This window comes from Candidatus Tisiphia endosymbiont of Beris chalybata (assembly GCF_964026555.1).
GTDB lineage: Bacteria > Pseudomonadota > Alphaproteobacteria > Rickettsiales > Rickettsiaceae > Tisiphia.
Window position 1 is genome coordinate 596,556 of sequence record NZ_OZ032159.1, and the last position, 25,399, is coordinate 621,954.

A 25,399-nucleotide genomic window follows, 5' to 3' on the forward strand; every position below is an offset into this window, starting at 1 on the left:
AGAATGGGGTTTTATTAGACCTTTTTCGAAGCTCACATCTCACAGAGAATTTGAAGGAGACTCTTCGCCACAAACCACAGCGCACTAGGGTGTATGTAAGGGTCTGAGCCTAGGTCCAACGTACAAATTACAGCTCAATGCGAGCTTTGAAAGAGGTCTATTTTATCAGGGATTTGTGTGCTCATCCCCTTCAAAATAAAATGAGGGCTCTGACAGATCAAAGAAGTATATTATAAAGAGCGAGAAATAGCTTTATTGTTTACTTCAGATCAATTCACTATAATGATTACTTGTCCCAACTACAGCTAGTTCTCCTGTATCATCTAGAAACACAAGGCTGTTTTGCCCCCCTACAGCAGGAAATATTTCTGCTTCCTTGCGGACGATATTAGCCATTATTTTACTAGCGGGTATTAAAGGCTCTCTCTCTCCTTTGCCCTCTCCTTCTGGGCGGCATTCAACTGGTTGTACAGGGTTAATATTTTCTAAAACTATTAGTACATTATCTCTTTCTTCTAGGCTAGGCTGTATATTAGGTTGGCTTACTTCCTGTAAATTATTTTCATTGCTATTTTCTACTGCCTCTTCATTTTTTTGTAAGGACTTAACAATTTTATTATATACTATCGGTCCTTTTTTTATTCCAAGCCAACATATTCCTATTAAAGAGATAATTCCTAAAGCTATCTCTATGAAAGACTTCATCAAATCTAAGGATGCTTTCCATTCCCCATTATCCTTACCGTTGTGGTCCTGTTCTTCTTTAGCTGTATCAAGCATACTATTTAATAGCGTTTGCCTAAACGTGGTCATTCTCTCTTCATTTATTTCCTCACTATCATTATGCATCATTTTCATTATTTGAGCGGAAATATTAAGAGCGCGAGGGCTAAGAATAGAATTATTTGCCTCTTCTATATCGTGAGCCACAAGATGCTGTATCTTAGCGTGCAGTTTCGAGCGGTACTCCTCTGAAACCTCAGCACCCATATAAAGGCTAGTAACTGACATCTTGTGTGGAACAATACACTTATGAGCAACGTTAATACCTTTCTTTGAAGCAGTACTATAACCCTGATCGCCTAAATTATTAAATGTCATTTCATTATCTGTTAAGCCTTTAAGGCAAATCCCTATAATATTATTCGCTTCTATATTCTCCTCCACACTATTGATTTTAATATAAAGGGGGGTAAATGCTTTAGAAAGCAAAGTATTTAATGGACCGGTTTGGTGCTTAAATACTGCTTGTTGAATATAAATATCTCCTGCACTTATAATACATTCCGCTATCTTCAAGTGACCTTTAAACTCTTTCGACACAAAAACCTTAATGCCTGCCTGATTATACACAATAATTTTTCCCCTAGCATAATGATTCTCTAAACAATTAGTTACCTCTTGCGCTTTTTCCAGCGGAACACGTAATCCAAAATTAACTATTGAAACAGCATTATCTATTAATTTTTTTAAGCTATTTCTTGCTTCTGCATCAAGTGTTATTTCTCTTGATGATCTTATCTTGAATGAATCGGGAGCACTTATGGTATCAACTAACAATTCATGCTTTTCTACTGAATTGGAGTTTAAGGAATTTACTTCTTTAAATAACCATTCTGGTATATCGGGCTCTTGCAATTCGCTTATCGGACCCCGAATATATTGATTCACTGCATTAATTATACAATGTGTCATAGGATAAACCGTAGTAGAGATCAGGGTACATACTGCCTGACTGACATTAGTACATTTAGGACTTACTTCTGTAAGAATACTGGGTCCTAGGCAGGGTTCGGCAAATATGCTATCGTATTTATCAATGGGAAATATCTTGTCTAGAACTGGCAACTGCTCGGAATAATCATAAATTTCAATGAGATTAGGTTTATTGTCCTCCTCCTCATAGTGTTTAGTAATACGTATATAATTATTATCTTCCCCAGAAAAGCCAGTTGTAAAATGGAAAGAATTACCGACCGTTCTTAGAAGTAGTATAGCCGGCTTAACTATTAGTTTATATAGATTCATAATAACCTCCAAGTTTTATTAGACTTCTTTTAAAACTCGTACCAAGCTGGTAATTTGTACTCGAATCTAGGTTAGGCCCCTCACCTAGATTCCAGTACGCTGCGGTTTGGCGCGAATAGCCTTGCAAATTTCCCACTCGATATAAGCTATAATAGAGGTCTGTTGAATGTCACACTAAATTCTTAAGCTGTTTTTCTATTTTAAGTTGTATTTATGGTTATTTTTTTGTGAAAATTCCTAAGATCCTAAGGTCTTGGTTAGGAAAATGAAGCTTCTTCAAAAAAAACTTATTAGGTTCTGTGAGCAAAAATGCCTATAAATCTACCAGTAGATAGAAACCTTCACAGAACCTAAATTATGGTAAAAAAAGAAGTAATTAGTAGCTTAAATGGAAATCAAATCGTCAGCGCTTATCTCCCCTCTCATTTCTTGCGTCTTTGCCTCCCCTGAATTGACTATAGTTGTTACATACTGCTCGTACTTCAAGAACCATAATGTTATTTTGAATCGCGAGCGTACGCAGCGTACATGTAAGTACGTGAGTTCACGATAAATAAAAAAACCAACTCAACAAAGTGAATAGTATAACACAAATATTAGTACTTTTGATAGGATAACAAATGACTAATACAACTTAAAGGTACCAGCCTTTAATAATGAAGTCAAGCTATTTTAAGATAAATTCTATATAATCTATTTTATTGCACTTAGTCCTAGAAACAATCAGGTTGAAAACGGCCCTACCCCTGATTATTAAATATAATTTTCTTTTCAAGAGGAGGTTTCTCCAGATAAAACGACATCATTTGATAATAGACTTCCCGAGCAGCTCGCATCGATCAGGGAATTTGAGTAAGAGGTGGAGGGCAAAGCTGCAGCGCACTTGGGCGCACCAAAGGGTTCTTCAGTAGATTCGACGTAGAAATTACCAGCTTGATATGAGTTTCGGGAGAGCTCTAATGTATTATTTTGTTCTACGGGCAAATAATTTTGGTGCCAGCGAGTTAACCATTGTACTGTTTCTAAATCTCCATATCCGGCAGCATAATTTAATATCTTATTATATTGGCCTTGATCATTTACTAGGCCTTTCTCTATTAAATACTGTACTAATTTTCGCCCTATATACTGTAACCCTATCTGCAACGCTATATTATTCTCTTTATCTGGAACCCCATCTGTTATTTTACCTTCTATCCATTTCGCCAACTCCCACTCATCTTCTATATTATCGCAACGCAATATTGGCATATCATCACTTTCATAAATATTTGCTACGTTCTTTATTAACCATTTAATTATCGTGAAATTTCCTAACAAAGCAGCATATTGCAATACTGTCCTATTATTATCTTGAGGATGTATATCTGCTATATTTTTTGCTACCCATTGTACCATCTCTAACTCTCCAGAAAGAACTGCCAGATGTAATACTGTATGATTCTTATTATCATTCTCATAAATGTTGGCCCCATTTTTTATCAACCACTGCGCTATTTCAAGATGACCATACATAATAGCGTAATGTAGTACAGAATTATTACTATCATCTTTAGCATGTATATCTGCTCCCTGCCTTATCAACCATTCTACTGTCTCAAGATTTCCATACGTAGCAGCATAATGTAATACAGAATTGTTATTGTGATCTTTAGCATGTATATCTGCTCCCTGCCACACTAACCACCCCACTAGATATAAGTCACCAGACAATACAGCATAATGTAATATAGAAACGTTATTATTGTCCTTAGCATGGATATCTGCTCCCCGCATTACTAACCATTCTACTATATATAAGTCACCAGACAATACAGCACAATGTAGTACAGATGTGTTATCATTGTCCTTAGCAAATATATCTGCTCCCTGCCACACTAACCACTCTACTATATATAAATTGCCCGCCTCTGCCGCACAATGTAATACCGTATTGTTATTAGCATCTCTAGCATGTATATCTACTCCCTGCCTTACCAACCATTCTACTATATATAAGTTGCCTGACTCTGCAGCATAATGTAGTACGGAAGCGTTATTTTCGTCTTTAGCATGTATATCTGCTCCCTGCTTTATCAACCATTCTACCAAAGCAAAGTCATTATGAGCTAAAGCAAGATGTAGGATAGTTTTATGCTGCTTCTTATCAAACACATCTTGATTTTTAGATATTAGCCATTTAATTGTCTCTATATCTTCCGCTTCAGTAGCACAATGTAATACCGTATTGTTATTATCATCTCTAGCATATATATCTGCTCCTTGCATTACTAACCATTGTACGGCGCTATGATTTCCAGCAAGCACCGCGTAATGTAATATTGTTTTAGCATTACCACTTTGAATATATGAAGCTTTAGGTGTTGGGGCTAGAGAAGTAAGGACACACGGTGAAGGACATTTGTATGTTTTAGCATGCGGAGATATTATAAGCTGTGTTATAGGATCAGCTGTTATAGGATCAATATTTAATAATAATGTATTTTTTGCTATTAAAATAGTAGGAGCATTATACTTAGTAATAGTTAACACTACTGGTATAGTAGATGCTTCTTTTATGAAGGATACAAAATACTGAAATTTTTCGTTATAGGTAACCTTATTATCTATAATATTAAGGATACTATAACTATTGACTTGCATACAAAATAATAACAAATCAGTTACTAAATGATCCTTTATTAAGCTATCATTATTAACAGGCAATTCAACAAATTGTTTTGATTTTTCATTATACTCTTTGTCTGTTGGGATTATTATATCATAAAAGGCGGGAGCAAGAATTCTAGCTCCTATAAATAAAAATGAGAGAGGCAAATTGTATAAATATGTATTATGCTTTGTAACAGGATTAATTACTATTATACTACCAATAATTGAGTAAACTAACCTTGTACCCTGATGCGTTAATGCAATATTATAGAGTATAATATACGAGATATGTCGAGTAGGTTGCGTATAAAGGATACGATATTTGTATTTCCAATGAGCTGCTGTTCCTTTTTGAGACTCTTGGTGCATTTTAATAGAACGTACTTGTATTTCTATATTTCTGTTATTAGGCCCTATCACTACTGTATGTAATGATCTATAACCATTGTCTTTAGGACTTTTTATATAATCAGTAAAATGTAACGGTATATTTTTGTAGCATTTATGAATAATATCTATTACTTGGTAACATTCTTGTTTATTTGCCACAATAACTCTTAAGGCGAGAATGTCATGCAGCTCTGTTATGTCAATGTCTTTCACTATTGTTTTGACCCAAATTGAATCGGGAGGTTTAATTCTATAGGCTAAATCAGCTTTAATATTGGAGTTGTGTAATACCTGACTTAATTGGTTAACCATAGTTTGTAAAATATTCTCTATATTAGGATACAAAATATGTAGGTAAATTAAAATATTCTCCCTTTCTTCTGGATATAATATTTTAAAGCATAAATCTTGCAGTATAGCAGCTATATGATTTTGCCCTACCCTTGATAGATATGGGATATATCTTATGATTATTTCTTGGGCAGTTTTTTGATAATTAGAGTCGTTTGAATTTATGTTAAATACGCTGACCCGATATAATAATATAGCAAGTTTAATAAGCACTACTTTAGTTCTTATATCTTGATTTACACTATATAATAATTTATTAAATATGCTGTTATGCGAAGGATGTAAGGAATAATCTGGAAGAGATAGTGTATTAGTAGCCTCAAGCAAATGTATAATATTCTTATCGAAATGAAACTCACATATCTTAAGCGTAAGCCCTTGTTTTCGCGCCTTATACAATAACACTGTTATTAAGGCAGGATCATTAAGTTGTAAAGCTCTAGTAATTCTTGCTATTTGAGATGGATAAATATTATTATTAGTATAATATTTATTATACAGCTCTACCGCCTTTTGAAGCTGCGTATCCCAATAAAGGCTATGATTACGCGATATCAAATCGAAAGATGGCACATCATATAATTTAAAATTTATTAATTACTCATTTGCACAGCTGAATTGTTTTTGGGCAGCAAATGAGTATACTGCTCAATACAAGTTTCAAAAGAGCTCTAATATAGAATGTGGTATTTAGGCTATTTCGTAAAAATTCTATTAACAAGTATTATGTAAACTATACTAATATTTGTTTAATATAAACGCAACCCATTATTAAAACATTTTAATTTTTATTTATGATACCATCAGAAGCTGCACTTAGATTTCTTGACTAACGCGCATCGAGGAGAGCATTATGCAAGAAGGCTATTATATTTTACTCCTCTTTTAAGAATTCTCATTTTATTTGCCAGGAAGTGACGCGCGGGACCTTCATATAAGTAAATGCGCACGACAATTCTTGAAGTTCACCAATTATATAGTCAATTCAGGAGAATTTGGTGCTATAGTCACTTAGGTTGAATTAGATACTAGGCGCGAGGAGTGAAGCCTAGGAGATACTAGGTAAGCGACGAGCAACAACCGTAGCTAGTTTAACCTAGGTGACTATAGGAGCAATGGTAGAGCCTATATATAATAGGCAAGCGAGGAGTGTCAAAGTCGAGAAGCGCAGCGTACTATAGTACGTGAGCATCCTCGTCTTTAGGGCAGCACGACGACGCCAATTCTTGAAGTTCCTAGAGTATACATATATTTATTTGCTATCTACCCCTAATAGCGGTTGCATATTATCGGCGGTAGGCAAGGAAGAAATACCTAAATTTGAAGAATGAGGTACTGAGGCGTAAATTAATAAGTTAGCGTTTTCTATCTGCTTATCCCTTAGGAATGTTAAATCATTCTCTAGTATAGGCTCTTGTAATTCTGTAGCTTCTTGCAAGGGAGCAAGAGGTGTATTACTAGCTTTCTCTAACTTTGTTTGTAAGTGCTTTGGTTTAGAGGGAACAGAAGGGCGGGCCGGCCCCTGACCAGTAATATGTTCGCTCTTCCCGTTTATGGAGGGTAATTGATCAAGCGATTGGTTAGTAGAACTATAGAATTTAGGAGTTGAAATTTCTGGTTTAGGAATAGCTTGCTCTATATCCATCTGTGGTTGCTTTTGTTGAAGCAAGTTTTTTTTATATAAAAATGCCGCTATCGCCGCTCCCAACATGGTGAGTGTCCCAAATGTAGAGACGCCTATTATTAGAGGCACCTGACTAGACGAGTGAGTATCATTTCCTTCATTTTGCGGCTGATTAACTGGTTGCTCTGGGCTGATGTTTTTACAACCGTTCGTTATATGTTTATCAGCAACCTGAATATCTATCGGATCCTGCTTAGTTGCACTCATTACCCACTTCGCCCATCCGTCAATACATTGAAACCTCTGCGCAGGGTTATTATCTTTCACTATAACCACATCAACATATTCCCTGGCATTATTATCATTATTAATTGATTGGGCTTGACATTGCGCTCTTACGTTATAATCTTTATCATTCAAATCTGTAGGGGAATTACAGTCTAAAACTATACAATGTGACTTAACAGTATCACATTGTAATAGTAATGTATTAGTAGGATGCACAGGATCTGTACTAGGTTGAGTAGGGCTAGCAGGAACAACAGGACTCGCAGTTATTGTTGTCTTACCTTCAGTACAAGCCGTTCGCATGCTACTGATAATAGATTGACTAGCACTTTGGGTGGCATGACAATCTGCCGCATTATTTATAGCATTATGCATCGACTGTATATTTGCTAAAAGCCAGGGTGACCAATTGGCAGGACAATTATATGTTGTTTTAGCTCCTCCATCCTGAAACTCAGTAAAAGAGGTACCACTGACAGTATTATAGGAGATTTTATAAAAGCCAGAATAAACTACAATATCACTATCCGCTGGCACATGGTCATTTAGTAAAGGAAAACAGCTGTCAATCATATCATACATTTTCGTGGAATCAGCTATTTTTGTTTCAGCAACAGTTAATAGCCATGGGTTACAAGAAAAGACTTGATATTGCGATTTATTAGCATCGCATACAAAGACAAAAGGAGATTTTTCCACTCTATCTGGAGTTTTGACGTTATTATTTAACCATTGTTTAAACCGAGATAAATCAAAGGCAGGCTTAAAGTGATTATCTATACATGTCTCTTCTGGTTCAGTGCGTATACACTCTAAGGTCTTACTGATTGTTCTTTGTGCCACTTCATGCACATGCTTTATTATAGCTGGTCCCATCGTATAGCGCGCCCTAACACTCTCTAATACCATTTCCCCATTATAAGCAGAGATATTAGATTGATAGAATGAGTAATTTATGATATAAAGCTAGGTAATAATGAAATAATAGGAAGTAACAAGGAAATGCCTAAAGTATCAAAAATGATAAATGACGAATTAGTATTAAAAGCAAGGGAAGCTTTGAATAACGGAGGGAAGAATGGTGTTGTAGTAACAAGATTAAAAGCCATACTAGCATCGAGTAAGCATGGTATTAAGAAAGTAGCGGAAGTTTATGATATCAACAGATCTTCGCTACATAGATGGGTTGCTCTATTTCGAGATCAAGGCATTGATGGTCTCAAGAACATAGCAAAGCCTTCTAGATCAAAATTAAATACTGCTCAAAAAGATGAGATTAAAACTTTGATAAAGAGAGACAGTAGTATTACGATTAAGAAATTAAAGATAGTGATAAAAGAAAAATTTGATATAGATATAGAAAAATCTAGTATACATAGAATGCTAGGGGCACTTGGGTTTAGGCATATTACTGGTAGAAAGAGGCATTACAAAGCTGACACATCTTCTCAAGAAGAATTCAAAAAAAAATCTACAACAAGTACACCAAGATAATCCTATGGTACCTATTTATTTTTTTGATGAGACTAGGTTTGGGACCAATACAAAACATGGTTTAGGATGGTTTGAAAAAGGCAGTAGGACTCCAGTTCCTACAAAGCTGGGATTTAAATCATTTTATCTTTATTCTGCTACAAATCATAGAGATGGAGACTCTTTTAGTTTAATTATTCCGAATGTTGATAAGGCCTGTATGCAAGTTTTTCTTAATGAATTTGCGAAACATATAACTACAAAAGTTATACTAGTGATGGATGGAGCTGGATGGCATAAAGGTCTTACAATACCAGCTAATATTGAGATTATGTACTTACCACCATATAGTCCAGAGTTAAATCCTGTAGAGAGGTTGTGGCAACATTTAAAAGATTCGGTATTAAAAAATAAAGTTTACGATTGTTTAACTAAACTTGAAGATGCTGTAATTGAATTTATTCAATCTATTTCAATAGAAACTATAAAATCTATATGTAATTGTTCATATATCTATTTATAATAGGGAAATGGTATAACACTTGGTCTTTATTATACAGTTGCAATGCATTATTATTGAATAATCTAGCAGTTGAGGCAATATAAGAAGGATTAGGATTATCATAATCCTCAATAAATACTGCTATTCCTTCACTTAATAATTTCCTTGGGCGGTTACCATTGGTATTTAAATATTGAAGCGCATGCGCTAGCTCATGCCTTACGTTAGTAGCATCATATTCAGTAGAGCTTCCTATTACCGCCAACATTTTACATCTTATAATTTTGGGGTTTGTTGGGTCAATGCCCAGCAAATGGTATCGTCCGAAAACATTTTCGTCAGGTTCTTCCCACTTGTGAAGGGTACAATGGTATTCTGCTTCAGAATATGATATTCCTATTGTACGGTCAAATATTTCAACAGTTCTCTGAATATCGGGAATAACTTTTTGTATCTCCGCTTGGCTAAAATCCTCAAACTTTATATTCATTTTTAAAACTGAGTGTTTTACATCATAACTATAAACATTAGAAGACTGCGCCCCCAATCGTGGCACTGTATTTTGTATAGAATAAGCTTCTCTTGTTACTACATGATTTCTATCTTCGTCAAATAACCTTGACTCAAAATAGCTTTCTGGATCTATTCTTTTAGCTTCCGCTCTTCCTTCGTTAGTTGGCTTAATTTTATCCCATGATATTTCAGTTGGCTCCATTCTATACGGCCCCTGAATATCCAAGTCATGCAAATCCCGCAAAGTAACATGTGATATATTGCCTCTGAACATAGACATATCATTGGTTTCAGATAATATCAGCTTGGCATTAATGTTTTGGCTTCCAGCCCAAGCTGTTTTATAGAAGGCAGCGGCTAGAGGAGAAAGGTAAGACATAATATATTTAATATTCAGTATCCGCATAGAGATGATTCCTAGATAATAAGTTAATAATGATGGTATACTGCTCGTACTTCAAGAATTGGATTTTATTTTAAATGGCGAGCGCGTGCAGCGTACATGCCAGTACGTGAGCACGTGAGTCCATGATAAAATAGACCTCTTGCATAACCTAATCTAATTGGTCATTTTGTCGTCGAAACTCCTCTCTGTTCCTCACGTACGTCTATGTACGCTGCGGTACTCGACTTCGTTTCTCCTAAAAATTCTTCAATTATCTTTAGGTTATGCAAGAGGTCTAATAAAAAAAACAATTTTTGAAAGACGAGTAGTATATACTTTAGACGCACAAGAATTAGGTGGTATTTTGAGAAGTAGGGGTGTGAACAATCCTTGAAATCCATTGTATATACTTGATTAAGTTAGCACCGTTAAAAACGGTTCCATAAATATTATAATTTTCCCCAAAATAGATTTGTTTAATTTTATATTTAGTGGTTTATATTTTGGTGATTTATATTTAAGGAAGCAGTTAGTAAATTATTACAAAAGTGAAATTTATACTTATGATTCTTTTGCAAAGGATCACCATATTTACAGAAATTAATTAAAATAGTCAAGTGTTATTCTGATTTTAAACTAATAATACTATGTAATATTATCGCCTTGGTACCTAAAAAGCTCACCATAAAATGTAAAATTGCTTGACTTATATGTCAATCCTGTAATAATGCACTGAAAGAAAATGATCGGTTCGAACGGTCGTGCTAATAATAGATTACTTTCGATGAGATAAGCTAACATTATACCATTGAACTGCGCCCCTATGTTTAGACCAAAAAAGCTTTAAATAGAGAGACTATTATTTTCATAAACTATCTACAAAAATATTATTTTTATAATTTTGTAGCTGTTGTGGTAATAGTGGAATTGTGGGTAAGTCGCAAGACTTATCCATAAATCCACTATATATCTCAAACGGCGTTTTGTACTCCAAAGCCTGATGGGGCCTTTGATTGTTATACCAATTCAACCATTTCGGGATATTATTTTTCAACTCTAAAACTGAAGTACACCGGTATAAATACGACCCCTCATACTTAAACGATCGCCATAAACGCTCAATATGGGCATTATCGTTACACCTGCCTTTGCCCGTCATGCTGATGCTTATGACGCATCTCCTCAATTCATTAATCCAATCCTCGCTGGTAAACTGGCTACCTTGATCACTATTAATTATCGACGGCTTCCCATATTTAGCTATAGCATCTTCTAACGCTAGCAAACAGCTCTCTGTATTTAAACTATTTGATAAACGATATCCTACTACTAATCTAGTATAAACATCGATTAATGCAACCAAATACATAAAACCACTTTGTACCCTTAAATAAGTGATATCCACCTGCCATACCTGATTTGGCTTTATAACCTCTAACCCTGATAGCAAATATGGATAAATAGCTTCTTTTAGGTTTCTTTTACTTGTATTAATCGAAGGGTAAATTGCTTGCAAATTCATTAGTTTCATCAACCTCCTGACTTTTTTGCTGTTAACAATTACCACTTCTCTCCTAAGTATCGCCGTTATTCGCCGGTAACCATATATCGGATAATTACTATAGATCTCAACTATTCTATTACTTAAATAATTATCTTGATCCTTCTCCGAATCCTTGTAATATAGGCTGGAGCGGTTCAGATTCAATAGCTGACTTTGCCGACGAACACTTAAATCTTTATAATCCTTATCTACCATCACTTTCCTCTTTATAGTTTCAACTTGGCAGATACGAGCTGCAAAAAATCGTTTTCTACCTTCAATTTGCCAATAGTTGCATGCAGTTTCTCTATTTCGCTTGTAGAACTAGAGGAATTACCGTTTTCATAGCTAAACTTAAAAATATCAGCACCATTTTCCAAAAATTGTTTCTTCCACCTTGTCATTACCGACCTTGGAACTTGATATTTTGAGATTATTTCAGCAATACTCAAATCTCCTCGGATCATCTCTAGCGATACTTTAAACTTAAATTCTTTACTGTAACTTTTTGGCTTACTCATTTTCGACTGCTCCTATTTTATATTTATTTTAACATAAAATAGTCTCTCTATCACTGCTCTAGTTTTCGGGGCGCATTACGGCTATTTAGAGAATAATGAATCTCAAATTATAGCCCAGCTGACTAAAGAGCTGCAATGTAACGGACACTATATTAAAAATCGATTTACCATTTCTACTAACAAGCTTATTAATGTGTCTACAAAATTAGCAGATTCTCCCCAAGTAGAGAAGATCAAATTAATAAATAACCCTGAGCTAATATCCTTGCAAAAATCGTCTGAATTAACCCCGGATATTGTAAATAATAAAGAGCTATCACCTAAAGAAATAATTGACTCTCATGTTATGCTGCAGGAGATTTCTCAAATCCCCTTACGCTTACAGAAATACTTTAGTCATGACTTCCCAGCTTTATTCTCACCAGATAATCAAATCATTTTAGTCAATAAATGGTTAAAGATGGAAGAAGCAAATAGAACTAATAATCAGTTAATATGGAAGATACGTGAAGCTAAATTCAAGATAGAAAATATGGCAATAAAACCTGATGACCACATTAAACCTCTTGTGAAACATGCATCAAGCAGCGAACTGGAAGAAGATGAGGGAGAAAAAACCATAGCGTACTCAAGTGTAGCGCAGGAGCCTCGCTCAGATTCGACATGCGACTTATCAGCTGAGTACGAGTCTCAAAAGGAGACTATAGTTAATTCAGGAGAATTTGGTGCTAGGAGCAATGGAGCGACGAGTGACGATGTCACCAACTTCTCATCAATTGACTATAGTGTTGCAAACCAAATAGCCTCCTTGCCTATATCTAAGGAGTTAGATCCCGCTAAGGTGTCAAACCCTACTTTCTCTGACAATCTCATTCCTGAAGCGGAATGCAGTAAGAGCATGACCCCAATATTAACCCCCAATATTTCTATCGCACCTTTACAAAACGGGCAAAATCATGTAATAATTAGCTCCCCTGAGATAATGGACGAGGGAAACTCTTCTTCCTCTCTTATACCATTTCCGAAAACTAATCATCACGTCGCCGTACTTCATGAGCTCCCCTCCTCACCTACTAATATGTACTCGCCGGTGCAGGGCACTCATACTCCTAATGCTAATTTAGTTTTGGGAGATGGTATTATTCCCCCCGAGACTACACCAGAAATAGGAAAAAGTAAGCAAACTATTACCAATTCCAGCTCTTGGTCGTATAAAGCCCCTTTCAGTTATCTCTCGTTTCTTGCCCATAAAGCTACAGAATTTGTGCATAACATCACATCTTTGGTACAGAAGGAGCTAGAGTGCTCTTCAACTTTTAGCAGTAGTTTTGATTATTCCGCTGAAAGCCTACAGTTAGCAGGAGACTCTGCTGATCCCTTAGAGGGAAATATAATAGTCTATAAATATTTGCTATAAGTTAATCCTGGTGGGAAATAGCCATATTTATTATATAGTAAGAAAAGTGGGGTGAGCCCAAAAGGGAGGAGCTCGACGAGTCCATTTAGGGGGAGTTTTATCGTGTAACCATTTTGCGTTAAGATACTGTTGATACGCTTCATAAATATTTTGGTTAGGAATAGAATTTAGCGGTAACTGTATCGATTTAGTACAATTAGGAAAAGCGGTAATATTCTCTCCTTGTTTTAAGTGAGTGGAATATGTTAGCAAGTGACTTACTAATTCCTCTGTTTTATGCTTTTTATGATAACGTAAACTGTATTCACTACAAAGAGCAATCAGATGATTAAAAAGCCAAAACCAATTACTGTAATTAGTAGCAGCCCAAATAGTACACATATGATTTATATGTGTTGGTTTGTAAATATTAGGATAGATAATGCTGCTATTTAGGAAGATTGCGGTACTGAGTAGCTGAGCTGATTCAAGCACCATCTTTATCACTCTTTTATCATCTAATACTTGAGCGGATATTATGGGCGAAAGATTAGTCACGAAAATATTCATGGTATACTACCCGTAAATGAAGAGAAAGATTTTTGCTCTAAACCACTCAAAAGTCACTCAATTACCTGGAAGGGGCAAGGTACCTGTAAGAGGCATTGGAAAATAATTTTCATCATGTTTAGTTAATAATTCCCTAGCAATAAAAGTATTATTTGCCAGCTTTCCTACCGCCACTATACCTTGTTGTTCCCGAAATAAAGCAGGTAGTAACCCTTGGTAGGATATTTTTAAATCTTTAACATTATCGGTAATAATAAAATTTATTTTATCAGGAGCACTTTTTTCTATTGACCCTAGCTTTACTAATCCTCCTACCCTAAATTCTTGCCCTATTTTTGTTTCATGAATTTTCGAAGGGGGATAAAAAAAGGTTATATTCTCTTCAAGATTATATAATATTATATATACCCCTAAGCTACTACATAATAGACAACATAGTATAATCTTTAATCTATCTTTTACCCTTTTTTGCATTACTATATCTGATCTTATAATAATCTAACAAACTTTTTATTAAGAGGCTAGCTAGCATCCCAAATGCAAATAAGTATGAGCCTATTATATGTTGTTCCATGTTTCCTTAATATATACTCTAGGAACTTCAAGAATTAGCGTCGTCATGTCTAAAGATCTGCGATGCTCACGTACTATAGTACGCTGCGCTTCTCGACTTTGACACTCCTAGCTCTTCTTGAAGTTGACCTTCGTATACCAACTCTTCAGTTACGAGCAGTATACTTCTCTGATATAATGTTAGTTAATTATAACAACCTAACATATTCTATAATTTCTTGAGGGGTCGAATTCAAATAAAAATGTTTTAAATATTTTCCTTCTTGATTCATTAAATAAAGGAAAGAAGAATGATCCAGCATATAATCTTCTCCCTCCCCTCCTACTTTTGCATAATATACTTTAAATATGTCGGCTACTGCCTTGATTTGCTGTTCACTGCCCGTTAACCCAATAAATTGAGGGTTAAAATGAGATAAATATTCCTTAAGGACTAAAGGGGTGTCGCGTTTAGGATCAATAGTAATAAAAGCAAACTGAATATTAATTTGATATTTTTGGAGAGTATTATAAACTTCTACTATTTTTTGTAAAGAGGTAGGACAAATATCAGGGCAATAAGTAAAACCGAAATAAATTAAGCTAAATTTACCTTTTAATTTATCGCTATTAAAAACCTTCCCATTTTGATCGATTAACTCAAAATCTCCCCCTATTTGCACCTCATTTTTATGCATATCTCCTTCTCCGGTGAGAGGCTTTGGCGGTACTTCAATAGATAATAATAGATATAGTGAGGTTACAGTAATTAATAACCCTATTGTTATTACTATTTTGATCACCATATTTGAATGAGCGGGTTCTTTCTTCATGCTAATATTATAAATTATTATTTTCTATAAACTTAAATTTAGAGTAGCTATCCGATTTATTGCTGCAAAATTTTTGCTGCTTCCAAGGCGGCATAAGTCAAAATCCCCCTTGCCCCAGCACGTTTAAAACATATTAATGATTCTATTAATGCAGCATGCCAATTTAATGCTTTTGCTTCTGCCGCAAATTTTAGCATAGCATATTCCCCGCTGACCTGGTAAGCAAATATGGGAGTATTAAAATTCATCGCCGCTTCACGAATAATATCTAAAAACATCATACCAGGTTTAATGATAATCATATCGGCTCCTTCAGATAGGTCATGTTCTATCTCTAACATCGCCTCTTTACTATTGCGTATATCCAGTTGATATGTTGCTTTATCTAGGTAAGCAATTTTATTATTATTTAAAGCGTCCCTAAAAGGAGCATAAAAACTTGAAGCATATTTAGCGGCATAGGCCAATATATTAACTTTGTGAAACCCTTCAGCATCTAAAATCTGGCGTATTCCTATAATTCTACCATCCATCATATCGGAAGGAGCTACAATATCTGCGCCAGCTTTTGCTAATACTAAAGCTTGTTCACATAAGGCTTTCACTGTTTGATCATTATCTACGTCTCCGTTACAGACCACCCCATCATGCCCATGTATGGTATAAGGATCCAACGCCACATCACATATTATCCCAATATTTATATTAGCTTGTCTTATTGCTCTTATAGTTCTACATATTAAATTATCTAAATTATAAGCTTCATCCGCATTATTGCTTTTTAATTGTTGATCAATACACGGGAAGAGGACTATTGCCTGAATATTATTTTCATACGCTTCCTTAGCAGTTAAGACTATTTGATCAATAGATAATCTATAGATGCCTGGCATCGATTCGATCTCTTGCCGCTGATTTTCTCCTTCTATTACAAATAAGGGTAGTATTAAATCTTTGGCACTTAAAGTAGTTTCTGCTAGTAATTCTCGAAGCCAAAAGGTCTTTCTATTACGTCTTAACCTTACTATGGGGTACATATATATCCTTTTTAATGGGGGAAATAGTCTAGGTTCTGTGAGTAAAAATGCCTATAAATCTGCTCATTACATAAAAACCTTCACAGAACCTAATTTCTGAAACTCCCAGCCAGTAAGTTTTAGAAAAACTCTACTACCGCACACATTTCACATACAATTGATTATATATATCAAATCCTGTCGGATTGAGCTTATAATCAAGTTCTGCCTGTTGTAAATATCTTAAAACCTTAATACATTCTACGATATTAATATTATTTATAGCTTGCTTCAAACTTGGTATATTTTTATAAAAAATAGGAGGAGAGAGAGATTGTATAGCGTCTTCTATCTTGACGTTATCTGCTATTTTATTTAATACCGTATATAAATTTATATAATATCTAATTAAAGCTCTAATCATTAACACTTCATTAATATTTTGTTGTTTTAATTTTGTAAATTCTTGCAAAAAAGCAGGCAAGTTATGTAAGGCAAAATAGATACATAAATTATCTCCATGCCCTATAGAAGAAGCTGCGATAACAGCCTGTGCATCTTCTAGGGTAACTTGTGCTTGCTCCATAGTAAAATATATTAATTTATCAATTTCATTCACTATGAGCTGATGATCTCCAGTTAAATTTTCAGTTAAATATCTAACTGCTTCTTTTTGTATGTCCTTTCCTACCTTTGTAAATTTCTGTAAGATAATTTTAGCAATTTGTTGCTCCCCATCATGATAACACGCTAAAGAAGCTAGATGATTTTCTGTTTCAAAAAACTTTCTTATAGTAGAATTAGAAGATAATTCATCAGCTATAAAAACTACAAAATGTCCTAATTCATTCTGAAGAGCAAGCTTTAACGACTTATCTATAGTTTCTCCAACAGACCTTACTTTAATTAATTGCTTTTGCATAAAAAAATTTTGAGTATTAGCTAATACCGCAAGGGAAGATTTTTTAAGGTCCGAATATTCAATCGAAGTCTTTAATAAATTAAATCTCTTAATCAAAGTATTAGTAATTTTATCTATGTACCCTTTATCGGGCCCATAAAGTAGCAGGGATTTCACCTGCTGTTCCTCAATTTTCTTAAGTAGTGGAATAATCTGCGATAGATAAAACTTCATATTGGTGATTTTATTCCGATTCTATTCTTTTAAAATGCACAATTAATCTAGCCAGAATTTCTTCTGCTGCTCGTTTAGTAAGTTGCTCTAATTCCAACTCTCCTAATGTATAACTACTATACACTGCAGAATCTATACTATAAGTAGAAATATGATTAAACTGTCCTGCGGTTACTACTTTATCACTTTGTACATCCACTAATTTATAATTTACTATCTGCTCGATCATTTCTCTTAAAGTATCAGAATTTTTTTGTATCACAGAAGGTAATTTTTTATTAGCAAATTCTATTTTTAATAAATACTTAACTTTCGTCCCGCTTTGCCTTGGCAATAGGTACGATAAATGATATACCAACTCTGCTCCTTCAATAGAATTAACCGCCTCAATTGCAATGGCATTGAATTGACTTAGCTCTTGAGGATTATATTTAGTGCTATATACCGGCCTTAAATTACAGGAGGTCAATAACAATAAAACCTGAAGAATGAACAGAAGATTTTTATAAGTAGAAAGTACCATTCTTTAACTTTCTCCTATCTTTTCATTACTTGGAGCTGATGTATCATTTTTTCTCTCCCCTTTATGCTTAGGACGTGTTCTTGGACGAGAATATACTTTCTTAGTATTTTTCGCAGGTGAGACTGATTCAGAATTATTAGTATTACCTGCGAGCTGCCCAGTCATCTTGAGGCTATTTTCTTCTTCAGCTATTATTTCCTGCTTCTTAACCGTCTCTTTCTTGCTTGTTAAATTCTCATTAACATGAGTGGCGGCTTGTTTAGGACTTACCGATTTAGGATCACCTAAATGTGAGTCTGCTGCCCTCTTGGGGGCTTGTGCAACGGCGCTAGGCAACGCGGGGGCGTCCATGCGGGTAGGTAGCGCCGGTACATTTTCCCTACCCCCTTGTATAACATTCTCAGGCGTACTATCTTTTAATAAAGCAGCCCTACCCTTTACTTGCTTATAATTGCCCTTTTCTTCATAGACCTTTTCTTCAGAGTTTTTTACTGTTATATCTTGGTTTACCCCTGCCGCTATTTCTGACTTATTAGCTGCTATTTTCCATTTTTGTTTATTCCGGTTAGCCGCCACCTTAATACTTTTTTCTTCTTGATAATTTGCAGAAGGATTTTGCAGTAAAGGCTTATTATTTACTCCTACATTACGAGCTTTTTTAGGTAACTTTATTTTTTCAATTGAATAATTATCTGAGGTAGCGGTAGGATCCACATAAAAGTTTAATTTTAGACTATATTTCTCTTCAATAAAAGATATTTCTATGCGTTTATTATTAAGCAAGTAAATTACCGAACTTACATTAGCGAAAACGTTTATTACATCAATCTCTTCGTTAAAAATTTCATTTTCTACTGTCCGTAAAATTAACATAGCATTTGATTCATCTGCTCGGACCAGCCCTTTCCCATTACAATATGAACAAATTGAAGAATTTGACTCCAAAAAAGAGGGCCTAAGCCTTTGACGCGACATTTCCAACAAGCCAAATTGACTGATATTAGCCGTTTGAATTCTGGCCCGATCACGGCTTAAAAATTCTCTAAAAGATCTCTCAATAATTCTTCGATTTCTGCTATCATACATATCAATAAAATCAATGACTAATAGTCCGGATAAATCTCTTAATTTCACTTGCCTAGCTATCTCTCTTGCAGCTTCTAAATTAGTCTTTAACGCTGTTTCTTCGATATTTTTTTCTGATGTCGCTTTCCCTGAATTGACATCGATGGAAATTAGCGCTTCCGTAGGATTAATTACTATATAGCCCCCAGACGGTAAAGCAAAAACTGGTTGATATAAATTAGCTAGTTGCTCTTCAATAGCAAATTTAGTAAAAATTGGTACTTTACTTTTATATTCTTTAAGCTTGCTAAGTTCGGTTGGCAATATATCTTTCATAAACTTTACGGCATTTTGATATGCCACGCTACCCTGTATTATCATCTCTTTGGTGGTATGATCAAACATATCTCTAATTATTTTTTGAATCAACCCATCTTCCTCGTGTATAAAACAGGGTGCTACCGACTTAAGAGTGATTTCACGAATTTTATTCCATAATTTTACTAAATAATCATAATCACGTTTAATGTCTAAAGTAGTAGATCCAGCACCGGCAGTACGCACTATAATACTTGAAGTATTGCTATTATTTGCCGTTACCTTACTGACTATATTTTTAAGCCTTTTACGTTCATCAGCGTTAGATATTTTACGGGATACCCCATTCTGCAGAGGAGTATTAGGCATTAGAACACAATATTTTCCCGCCAGAGATATAAAAGTAGTAAAGGACGCACCTTTATTACCTCTTTCTTCCTTGGTAACCTGAACAAGTATAATTTGTCCCTTGGTGATTACTTCTTGAATTTTATATTGTTTTAGCTTATTCTCTGCTTCTTTATTGCTACCCCCAGAACTTATTGGTTCAATATCATTATCCAAGACCTCTAAATTAAATTCGCTTTGAATCTTTTCATCTACTAATTTTTCTATTATATTTAAATCAATTTCATCACTATCTATTAGAGGATTATAGGATCTTTCCCTTATATTTTCTTCAAGATCCTCAGCTGGTAGATTTGAAAGAGCAATTTCCTGCAAATTACTTATAGGAGATAATGATTTCGTATCAAAAGGGGATATATTATAATAATCTGGGTGAATTTCTCCAAAGGACAAAAATCCACTTTTGTCCGCCCCATATTCTATGAAAGCAGCTTGCAAAGAAGGCTCCACCCTGGTGACTTTTGCAAGATATATATTACTTTTATTTTGTTGTTTTGTAGCTGTTTCATATTCAATATCTTCGATATTGTTATTTTGACTTAATAATACTGCTCTTGTTTCATTAAGGAAATTAGCGTCAATTATAATTTTTTTATTCATTAATTTTTTACTCGTAAATTTCTACTATATATTTTTTACTTAATTCTCAAAAAGACGCATTTAATAATAGGCTTTAGAATTTAATATTCACTTTAAGAACAAAGATTTGTCATTAAGTATACTCAAACTGATATAGAAATGTTCACTGAACCCAGATAGAAGATCAATATGATGAGCATACCCTTCGCTTTTTAAGAGCTGTTTTTTCAGTAGGCTTCTTTTGAAACTCATATCGAGCTGGTCATTAGGGCAATGAGTCTAGGCTCAAATCCTGCCCTGCACTTAAGTACGCTGCGGTTTTGTGCCCCTCATCTCCTTTAAATTCCCTGCGCGATGCGAGCTGCGAAAGAAGTCTATTTTATCAGGGATTTGCGGAAGATTTGGCACATCGCTCCTCAACATATTCACATGTATACTCTTCGCCTTTCAAGAATTTGGCGTCCGTCTCGTGCCCTAAAGACCTACGCTGCCTACGTACTGTACCCGCTCTGTGCTACTCGGCTTTATCACGTACTAACTCTCGTGTAAGTTGATTCTTTCGTCTATCATCTCTTCAGGTGCGAACAGTATCCTTAGGATTCAAGTAGCAAATCATTGCCTAAATCACAAGCAGCTAAATCACAACTACACAAGTAAAGTGATGCAAGAAATCTATTATTTTATAGTAACATTTTAGAACTTCTTGTAATTACCACGCAAAATTACTCAAATCTTAAAAATTGTTGTCTTATTTTTCAACTTGTTACAGTATAATTTGTTACATAGAATGCGGATCTGTATAATAGAACAATGAATACCCTTACCAATAACTTATCACTTAAAATTTATATACCATGTAATTTAGTTTAGCAAATAATTATTTATGAGCGAAAACCATCATTTCCCAAGAATGTTCTTGTTATTTTTCGGTGTACTGTTCTTTGCCTGCACCACCCATATTAATGCGCGCATGGTCCCAGCGTTGTTAATGAGTAAAGGCTTAACTGCTACTATATTAGCTAAATTTGAATTAAACGAAATGCTAGGCTACATAATCTCTGGTTTATGCGTTACTTCTTTAATTAATCAAATTAACTACAGGACAATCACAATTCTTAGCCTAATAATCATGATAATTGGAACGATAGGAGTGCTGACAATTAAGGATCATACGATACTGGCCTTTCACTTTATTATAATATCAACAGCATATTATACTTATGTTACTACTACTATAATACAAATTTTAGAAGAGTCAGACAATAAGCATCTTACTCTTATTATTTTCGCGCTTTTGTGGATAGCAGGATATTTTTTAGCTTACTTACTAAAAGGAATTTTAACCACTCCTATAACTGCCTTATTGATATGTATATCATTTTACACATTAATTATTATAACCCGTTTGCCCCAAAGCAATAATATTAACACCACATCTTCTATTTCAAAATTTTCTTTTTTAATGGAAAATATAGAATTACAGATCTTAACTGGCTTTATGGTCACTTATATTGTTTTTGCAATATTATGGTATTATGAAGGATTTGCTCAACTCCGGCACTTCCCCATCTCAAATATATGGGCTATTATCTCGTATATATTTATCGCTATCTTATTATTTATTTCCCCTATCATTCTCATCCTTTAAATTAATCAATAAACATCTGACAAATTTGTTATTAATAATTATTTTATTTACTAATTTTATTCTCTTACCAAACTACGGCACAGATTTGGTCTGGAATATAGTTTTACTTGCTCTTATTGGTCTATGTCTATGCGCTATCTTTTTTTGTAATATATTAATATTATCTGACAAATTTATAAGCTCCGACTACCGCACTGTCTTAATGGTATATTTTACTATGTGCGCTCTTGGGATGTATTCAGGAGCTCTATCCTCATATATATCTTATGATCCCACAAACCCTAAAAATTTCTTATTTGCCACTTTTACTGCAACTGGCACTTTTATACTGTATTATTGTTGGTGTTTAATTAAGCAAAAATTATATAGGTAACCTCAATTCGATATAAAAATATTTATAGTAGGACAAAATGTACTACTATAAATTTTTAGATCTCTTTCACAACTTGCTTACGGTAGAAAATTTAAATTAGGTCTATATACTGCTCGTAACTGAAGAGTTGGTATACGATAGAATCAACTTCAAGAAGAGCGAGGAGTAGCAAAGTCGAGAAGCGCAACGTACTATATACGTGAGCATCGCAGATCTTTAGACATGACGACGCCAATTCTTGAAGTTCCTAGAGTATACATATCATTTCTTATTTAATGCTATTAAATATTCCTCTGTTGACTCTTTACGGCTGGCTGCAGGTTTAAAATGTTTTACGATTTGAAAATTAAGCTTTATTTTAGTCAGAAGAATATTCTCAAGCCCCCCTTGAAAAATTTTGGCAATAAAATGGCCCTTTGGTCTTAAAACTTTCAGAGCAAACTCTAAAGCATGCTCACATAATTTTAGGGTCCTAATATGATCAGTTGCAGAATGACCTATGGTATTAGCCGCCATATCACTCATAACAATATCAGCCTTATTCCTATTATTTATATTCGACTGTTCTAAATTAGTAGCAGAATTAGGAGCATCATTAAGCAGGTCCATAATCATTTTTTCTGTTTCTACTGCATAAAAATCTTGTTGCAAACATTTAACACCTACAATGGGATCAATTTCGAGTAAATCAACTGCTATTATTACGCTATTATTGGTATTTAAGATTTTAGCGGCTACTTGACTCCATCCTCCTGGGGCCGCTCCTAAATCTATAACTTTCATCCCTGGTTTTAGTAATTTAAATTTTTTATTAATTTCAAGCAATTTATAGGCAGCTCTTGAGCGATACCCTTCAAGCTGTGCCTTAGCAATATACGGATCATTTAATTGACGCGAAAGCCACTGCCTTGACGAAACCTTACGCTTTTTAGTGCTTTTAATAGCAACAAACTTCCCTCTAAACCCTAGCGTTTTATCAACTCCCATATTTTATTTCACTATTTTTTGCAATATTATCTAATATGGAATTAATAAAGGCTACTTCATTATCATTTACCATATCACTACCAATATCCGTAAACTCATTAATTACTACTTTCTTAGGTACCTGAGGGAAATATAACAATTCGCAAGTTGCCACGCGTAGAAGAGCAAGAAGCAAAATGGGTAAGTTAGTGATTTGCCATTCACTTGTCAAATATTTCATGATTATATCATCAATCTGAGATAATTTAAGCACTACACACTTTACTAATGCTTCAAAATAACTTATGCTAAATTTTACTTTTATTGATTTATTTGAATTATATATAGATCGCTCCTCTTGATAGAATTTAATCAGCTGTTGCATCAGTAAGTTAACATTTGGGGGCGGTTCTTCAAGTTTATATCGATAAATTAGTTGGATGGCAGCAATCCGCGCTATTGTTTTGGTACTAATCTTATTGTGGGAATTCATAAAAATAGGAAATATTTTAATTAAAAATAATATGAACAAACTAAAGTAAGCTAGCAAAATTTAAAATATTAGCTAAATTTAAAATGTTTTTGTAATTATAAGTATAAGCCTTAATATCATATAACCCTAATTTAGTAAATAATATTTAAAAATTTGTTCTTCATGTTGTCGCTTTTCGGATATATTCTTACTATAGTACATTAGTATTTATTCATGAATTTGGTCATTATTATGTGGCCAAATTATTTGGGATGAAAATTGAAGTATTTGCCATAGGGTTTGGGAAAGAGATATTCTCTAGAATAGATAAACAAGGGGTGCGATGGAAAATTTGCAGCTTACCATTTGGCGGTTATGTAAAAATACATGGTTTTGATACTACAACTCCTCCGACACATGAGGAGATTGACAGTAAAGCGGGATCTTTTCGTAGTAAACCCCTGTATGCGCAGTTTTTAACTGTTATTGCTGGCCCTGTTGCTAATTATTTACTAGCAATCTGTATCTTTACTGCTCTTTATTGTTTTCAAGGCCAATTAACCTTGCCCCCAGTAATTGGCAAAATAATAGCTGACTCTCCTGCAGAGAAAGCTAACCTTCAGGAAAATGATCGAATTATCATGGTAGATAATAAACAAATCAATAATTTTTCTATGTTACAACAAAATATCTTAATAAATGGTAATAAAGCCTTAAATCTCACTATTGCTAGAAATAAGGAAATTATTAATATATCTGTACTCCCTGAAAAAATTACCCAAAAAACTACCGACGGCAATACCGTAGAAGTGCCTTATATAGGGTTAATAGCTAAAAATGAGCCCGTTTTTAATAAATTCAACCTATTTGAAGGAATATACCAAGCCTCTATCGATGCGATTAATATTTCTCAGTTTATTTTAAAAGCGCTAGGACAAATGATAATAGGTACAAGGCCGTTAGAGCTTGCTGGCCCTATTACCATTGCGAAAGAATCCGGTAAGTTCTTAAGTTATGGGGTGGCCGATTTTGGATTATTTATGGCAGTGATATCAATTAACTTAGGTCTACTTAACCTTTTACCCGTTCCAGTTTTCGATGGTGGCCATTTAATATTCATAATATATGAAGGAATATTTGGTAAAGCTCTGAATCAATATGTAAAAAATGTTATGTTAAAAATGGGAATGCTAATAATTATTTTTCTTATTGTAATTTCTATCTCAAATGATATAAAAAATTTAATATACTAAAATATATCCAAAAGAAGGGTCT

At 34.3% G+C, this 25,399-nt stretch carries 18 protein-coding genes and 2 pseudogenes; 5 read left to right on the plus strand and 15 right to left on the minus strand.

The window, feature by feature from the left end; genetic code table 11:
- Positions 1-264: 264 nt before the first annotated feature.
- The 3 genes from AAGD44_RS02915 to AAGD44_RS02925 form a co-directional block, all read right to left on the minus strand.
- The gene (locus AAGD44_RS02915; protein ID WP_341764495.1) at positions 265-2,028 is read right to left on the minus strand and encodes a hypothetical protein; all 1,764 of its coding nucleotides are present in this window, start codon (positions 2,026-2,028) and stop codon (positions 265-267) included.
- 771 nt (positions 2,029-2,799) lie between these two features.
- On the minus strand, positions 2,800-5,994 hold the full coding sequence (locus AAGD44_RS02920; RefSeq protein ID WP_341764496.1) for an ankyrin repeat domain-containing protein: 3,195 nt from the start codon (positions 5,992-5,994) through the stop codon (positions 2,800-2,802).
- Positions 5,995-6,673: 679 nt separating this feature from the next.
- A complete protein-coding gene (locus AAGD44_RS02925) occupies positions 6,674-8,242 on the minus strand; it encodes a hypothetical protein (RefSeq protein ID WP_341764497.1) in 1,569 nt (522 codons plus the stop codon).
- 93 nt (positions 8,243-8,335) lie between these two features.
- Between AAGD44_RS02925 and AAGD44_RS02930 the strand changes: the two genes are divergently transcribed.
- Together AAGD44_RS02930 and AAGD44_RS02935 are read left to right on the plus strand one after the other, a co-directional pair.
- Complete coding sequence (locus AAGD44_RS02930; RefSeq protein ID WP_341763541.1) at positions 8,336-8,827, plus strand: helix-turn-helix domain-containing protein; 492 nt, start codon at positions 8,336-8,338, stop codon at positions 8,825-8,827.
- Between the two features lie 4 nt (positions 8,828-8,831).
- Entirely contained in the window at positions 8,832-9,329 is a 498-nt protein-coding gene (locus tag AAGD44_RS02935; RefSeq protein ID WP_341763542.1) for an IS630 family transposase, read from the plus strand.
- Here AAGD44_RS02935 and AAGD44_RS02940 read toward each other — a convergent pair.
- The 3 genes from AAGD44_RS02940 to AAGD44_RS02950 form a co-directional block, all read right to left on the minus strand.
- Complete coding sequence (locus AAGD44_RS02940) at positions 9,298-10,200, minus strand: hypothetical protein (RefSeq protein ID WP_341764498.1); 903 nt, start codon at positions 10,198-10,200, stop codon at positions 9,298-9,300. The genes AAGD44_RS02935 and AAGD44_RS02940 overlap by 32 nt on opposite strands.
- Before the next feature lie 871 nt (positions 10,201-11,071).
- A complete protein-coding gene (locus AAGD44_RS02945) occupies positions 11,072-11,965 on the minus strand; it encodes an IS3 family transposase (RefSeq protein ID WP_341763476.1) in 894 nt (297 codons plus the stop codon).
- Between the two features lie 11 nt (positions 11,966-11,976).
- A complete protein-coding gene (locus tag AAGD44_RS02950; RefSeq protein ID WP_341763459.1) occupies positions 11,977-12,270 on the minus strand; it encodes a hypothetical protein in 294 nt (97 codons plus the stop codon).
- Positions 12,271-12,463: 193 nt separating this feature from the next.
- Between AAGD44_RS02950 and AAGD44_RS02955 the strand changes: the two genes are divergently transcribed.
- Positions 12,464-13,687: a hypothetical protein gene (locus AAGD44_RS02955; protein ID WP_341764499.1), complete on the plus strand. Its 1,224-nt coding sequence runs from the start codon at positions 12,464-12,466 to the stop codon at positions 13,685-13,687.
- Between the two features lie 30 nt (positions 13,688-13,717).
- On the opposite strand, the gene AAGD44_RS02960 is transcribed toward AAGD44_RS02955, so the two are convergent.
- The 7 genes and pseudogenes from AAGD44_RS02960 to AAGD44_RS02990 all read right to left on the minus strand — a co-directional run.
- A complete protein-coding gene (locus AAGD44_RS02960; protein WP_341764500.1) occupies positions 13,718-14,236 on the minus strand; it encodes a pyrimidine dimer DNA glycosylase/endonuclease V in 519 nt (172 codons plus the stop codon).
- Positions 14,237-14,293: 57 nt separating this feature from the next.
- The gene (ccmE, locus tag AAGD44_RS02965) at positions 14,294-14,710 is read right to left on the minus strand and encodes a cytochrome c maturation protein CcmE (protein WP_341764501.1); all 417 of its coding nucleotides are present in this window, start codon (positions 14,708-14,710) and stop codon (positions 14,294-14,296) included.
- Positions 14,711-14,997: 287 nt separating this feature from the next.
- Positions 14,998-15,621: an SCO family protein gene (locus AAGD44_RS02970; RefSeq protein WP_341764502.1), complete on the minus strand. Its 624-nt coding sequence runs from the start codon at positions 15,619-15,621 to the stop codon at positions 14,998-15,000.
- Between the two features lie 56 nt (positions 15,622-15,677).
- Positions 15,678-16,658, minus strand: coding sequence for a porphobilinogen synthase (gene hemB / locus AAGD44_RS02975; RefSeq protein ID WP_341764503.1), 981 nt, complete (start codon positions 16,656-16,658; stop codon positions 15,678-15,680).
- 133 nt (positions 16,659-16,791) lie between these two features.
- Positions 16,792-17,772, minus strand: coding sequence for a DNA polymerase III subunit delta (holA, locus tag AAGD44_RS02980; protein WP_341764504.1), 981 nt, complete (start codon positions 17,770-17,772; stop codon positions 16,792-16,794).
- A 10-nt stretch (positions 17,773-17,782) separates the two neighbouring features.
- Positions 17,783-18,295, minus strand: coding sequence for a hypothetical protein (locus AAGD44_RS02985; protein ID WP_341764505.1), 513 nt, complete (start codon positions 18,293-18,295; stop codon positions 17,783-17,785).
- 420 nt (positions 18,296-18,715) lie between these two features.
- Positions 18,716-20,686: pseudogene (locus AAGD44_RS02990) on the minus strand (Rne/Rng family ribonuclease); the annotation flags it as partial.
- Positions 20,687-21,548: 862 nt separating this feature from the next.
- On the opposite strand from AAGD44_RS02990, the gene AAGD44_RS02995 reads away from it, so the two are divergent.
- Positions 21,549-22,313, plus strand: a complete 765-nt coding sequence (locus AAGD44_RS02995) for a hypothetical protein (protein WP_341764506.1) — start codon at positions 21,549-21,551, stop codon at positions 22,311-22,313.
- A 634-nt stretch (positions 22,314-22,947) separates the two neighbouring features.
- Here the strand turns inward: AAGD44_RS02995 and AAGD44_RS03000 are convergent.
- Complete coding sequence (locus AAGD44_RS03000; protein ID WP_341764507.1) at positions 22,948-23,673, minus strand: RlmE family RNA methyltransferase; 726 nt, start codon at positions 23,671-23,673, stop codon at positions 22,948-22,950.
- A complete protein-coding gene (gene nusB / locus AAGD44_RS03005) occupies positions 23,663-24,145 on the minus strand; it encodes a transcription antitermination factor NusB (protein WP_341764508.1) in 483 nt (160 codons plus the stop codon). Before nusB ends, AAGD44_RS03000 begins: the two co-directional genes overlap by 11 nt.
- A gap of 162 nt (positions 24,146-24,307) precedes the next feature.
- On the opposite strand from nusB, the pseudogene AAGD44_RS03010 reads away from it, so the two are divergent.
- Positions 24,308-25,377, plus strand: a pseudogene (locus tag AAGD44_RS03010) (M50 family metallopeptidase).
- The last annotated feature ends 22 nt before the right edge of the window (positions 25,378-25,399 follow it).

What these genes read in the sequence shown, in the direction of transcription:
- AAGD44_RS02915 (WP_341764495.1), bottom strand. Translation starts at nt 2,028, where the DNA reads ATGAATCTATATAAACTAATAGTTAAGCCGGCTATACTACTTCTAAGA.
- AAGD44_RS02925 (WP_341764497.1), bottom strand. Translation starts at nt 8,242, where the DNA reads ATGGTATTAGAGAGTGTTAGGGCGCGCTATACGATGGGACCAGCTATA.
- AAGD44_RS02930 (WP_341763541.1), top strand. Translation starts at nt 8,336, where the DNA reads ATGCCTAAAGTATCAAAAATGATAAATGACGAATTAGTATTAAAAGCA.
- AAGD44_RS02935 (WP_341763542.1), top strand. Translation starts at nt 8,832, where the DNA reads ATGGTACCTATTTATTTTTTTGATGAGACTAGGTTTGGGACCAATACA.
- AAGD44_RS02940 (WP_341764498.1), bottom strand. Translation starts at nt 10,200, where the DNA reads ATGTCTTACCTTTCTCCTCTAGCCGCTGCCTTCTATAAAACAGCTTGG.
- AAGD44_RS02945 (WP_341763476.1), bottom strand. Translation starts at nt 11,965, where the DNA reads ATGGTAGATAAGGATTATAAAGATTTAAGTGTTCGTCGGCAAAGTCAG.
- AAGD44_RS02950 (WP_341763459.1), bottom strand. Translation starts at nt 12,270, where the DNA reads ATGAGTAAGCCAAAAAGTTACAGTAAAGAATTTAAGTTTAAAGTATCG.
- AAGD44_RS02960 (WP_341764500.1), bottom strand. Translation starts at nt 14,236, where the DNA reads ATGAATATTTTCGTGACTAATCTTTCGCCCATAATATCCGCTCAAGTA.
- ccmE (WP_341764501.1), bottom strand. Translation starts at nt 14,710, where the DNA reads ATGCAAAAAAGGGTAAAAGATAGATTAAAGATTATACTATGTTGTCTA.
- AAGD44_RS02970 (WP_341764502.1), bottom strand. Translation starts at nt 15,621, where the DNA reads ATGAAGAAAGAACCCGCTCATTCAAATATGGTGATCAAAATAGTAATA.
- hemB (WP_341764503.1), bottom strand. Translation starts at nt 16,658, where the DNA reads ATGTACCCCATAGTAAGGTTAAGACGTAATAGAAAGACCTTTTGGCTT.
- holA (WP_341764504.1), bottom strand. Translation starts at nt 17,772, where the DNA reads ATGAAGTTTTATCTATCGCAGATTATTCCACTACTTAAGAAAATTGAG.
- AAGD44_RS02985 (WP_341764505.1), bottom strand. Translation starts at nt 18,295, where the DNA reads ATGGTACTTTCTACTTATAAAAATCTTCTGTTCATTCTTCAGGTTTTA.
- AAGD44_RS02995 (WP_341764506.1), top strand. Translation starts at nt 21,549, where the DNA reads ATGAGCGAAAACCATCATTTCCCAAGAATGTTCTTGTTATTTTTCGGT.
- AAGD44_RS03000 (WP_341764507.1), bottom strand. Translation starts at nt 23,673, where the DNA reads ATGGGAGTTGATAAAACGCTAGGGTTTAGAGGGAAGTTTGTTGCTATT.
- nusB (WP_341764508.1), bottom strand. Translation starts at nt 24,145, where the DNA reads ATGAATTCCCACAATAAGATTAGTACCAAAACAATAGCGCGGATTGCT.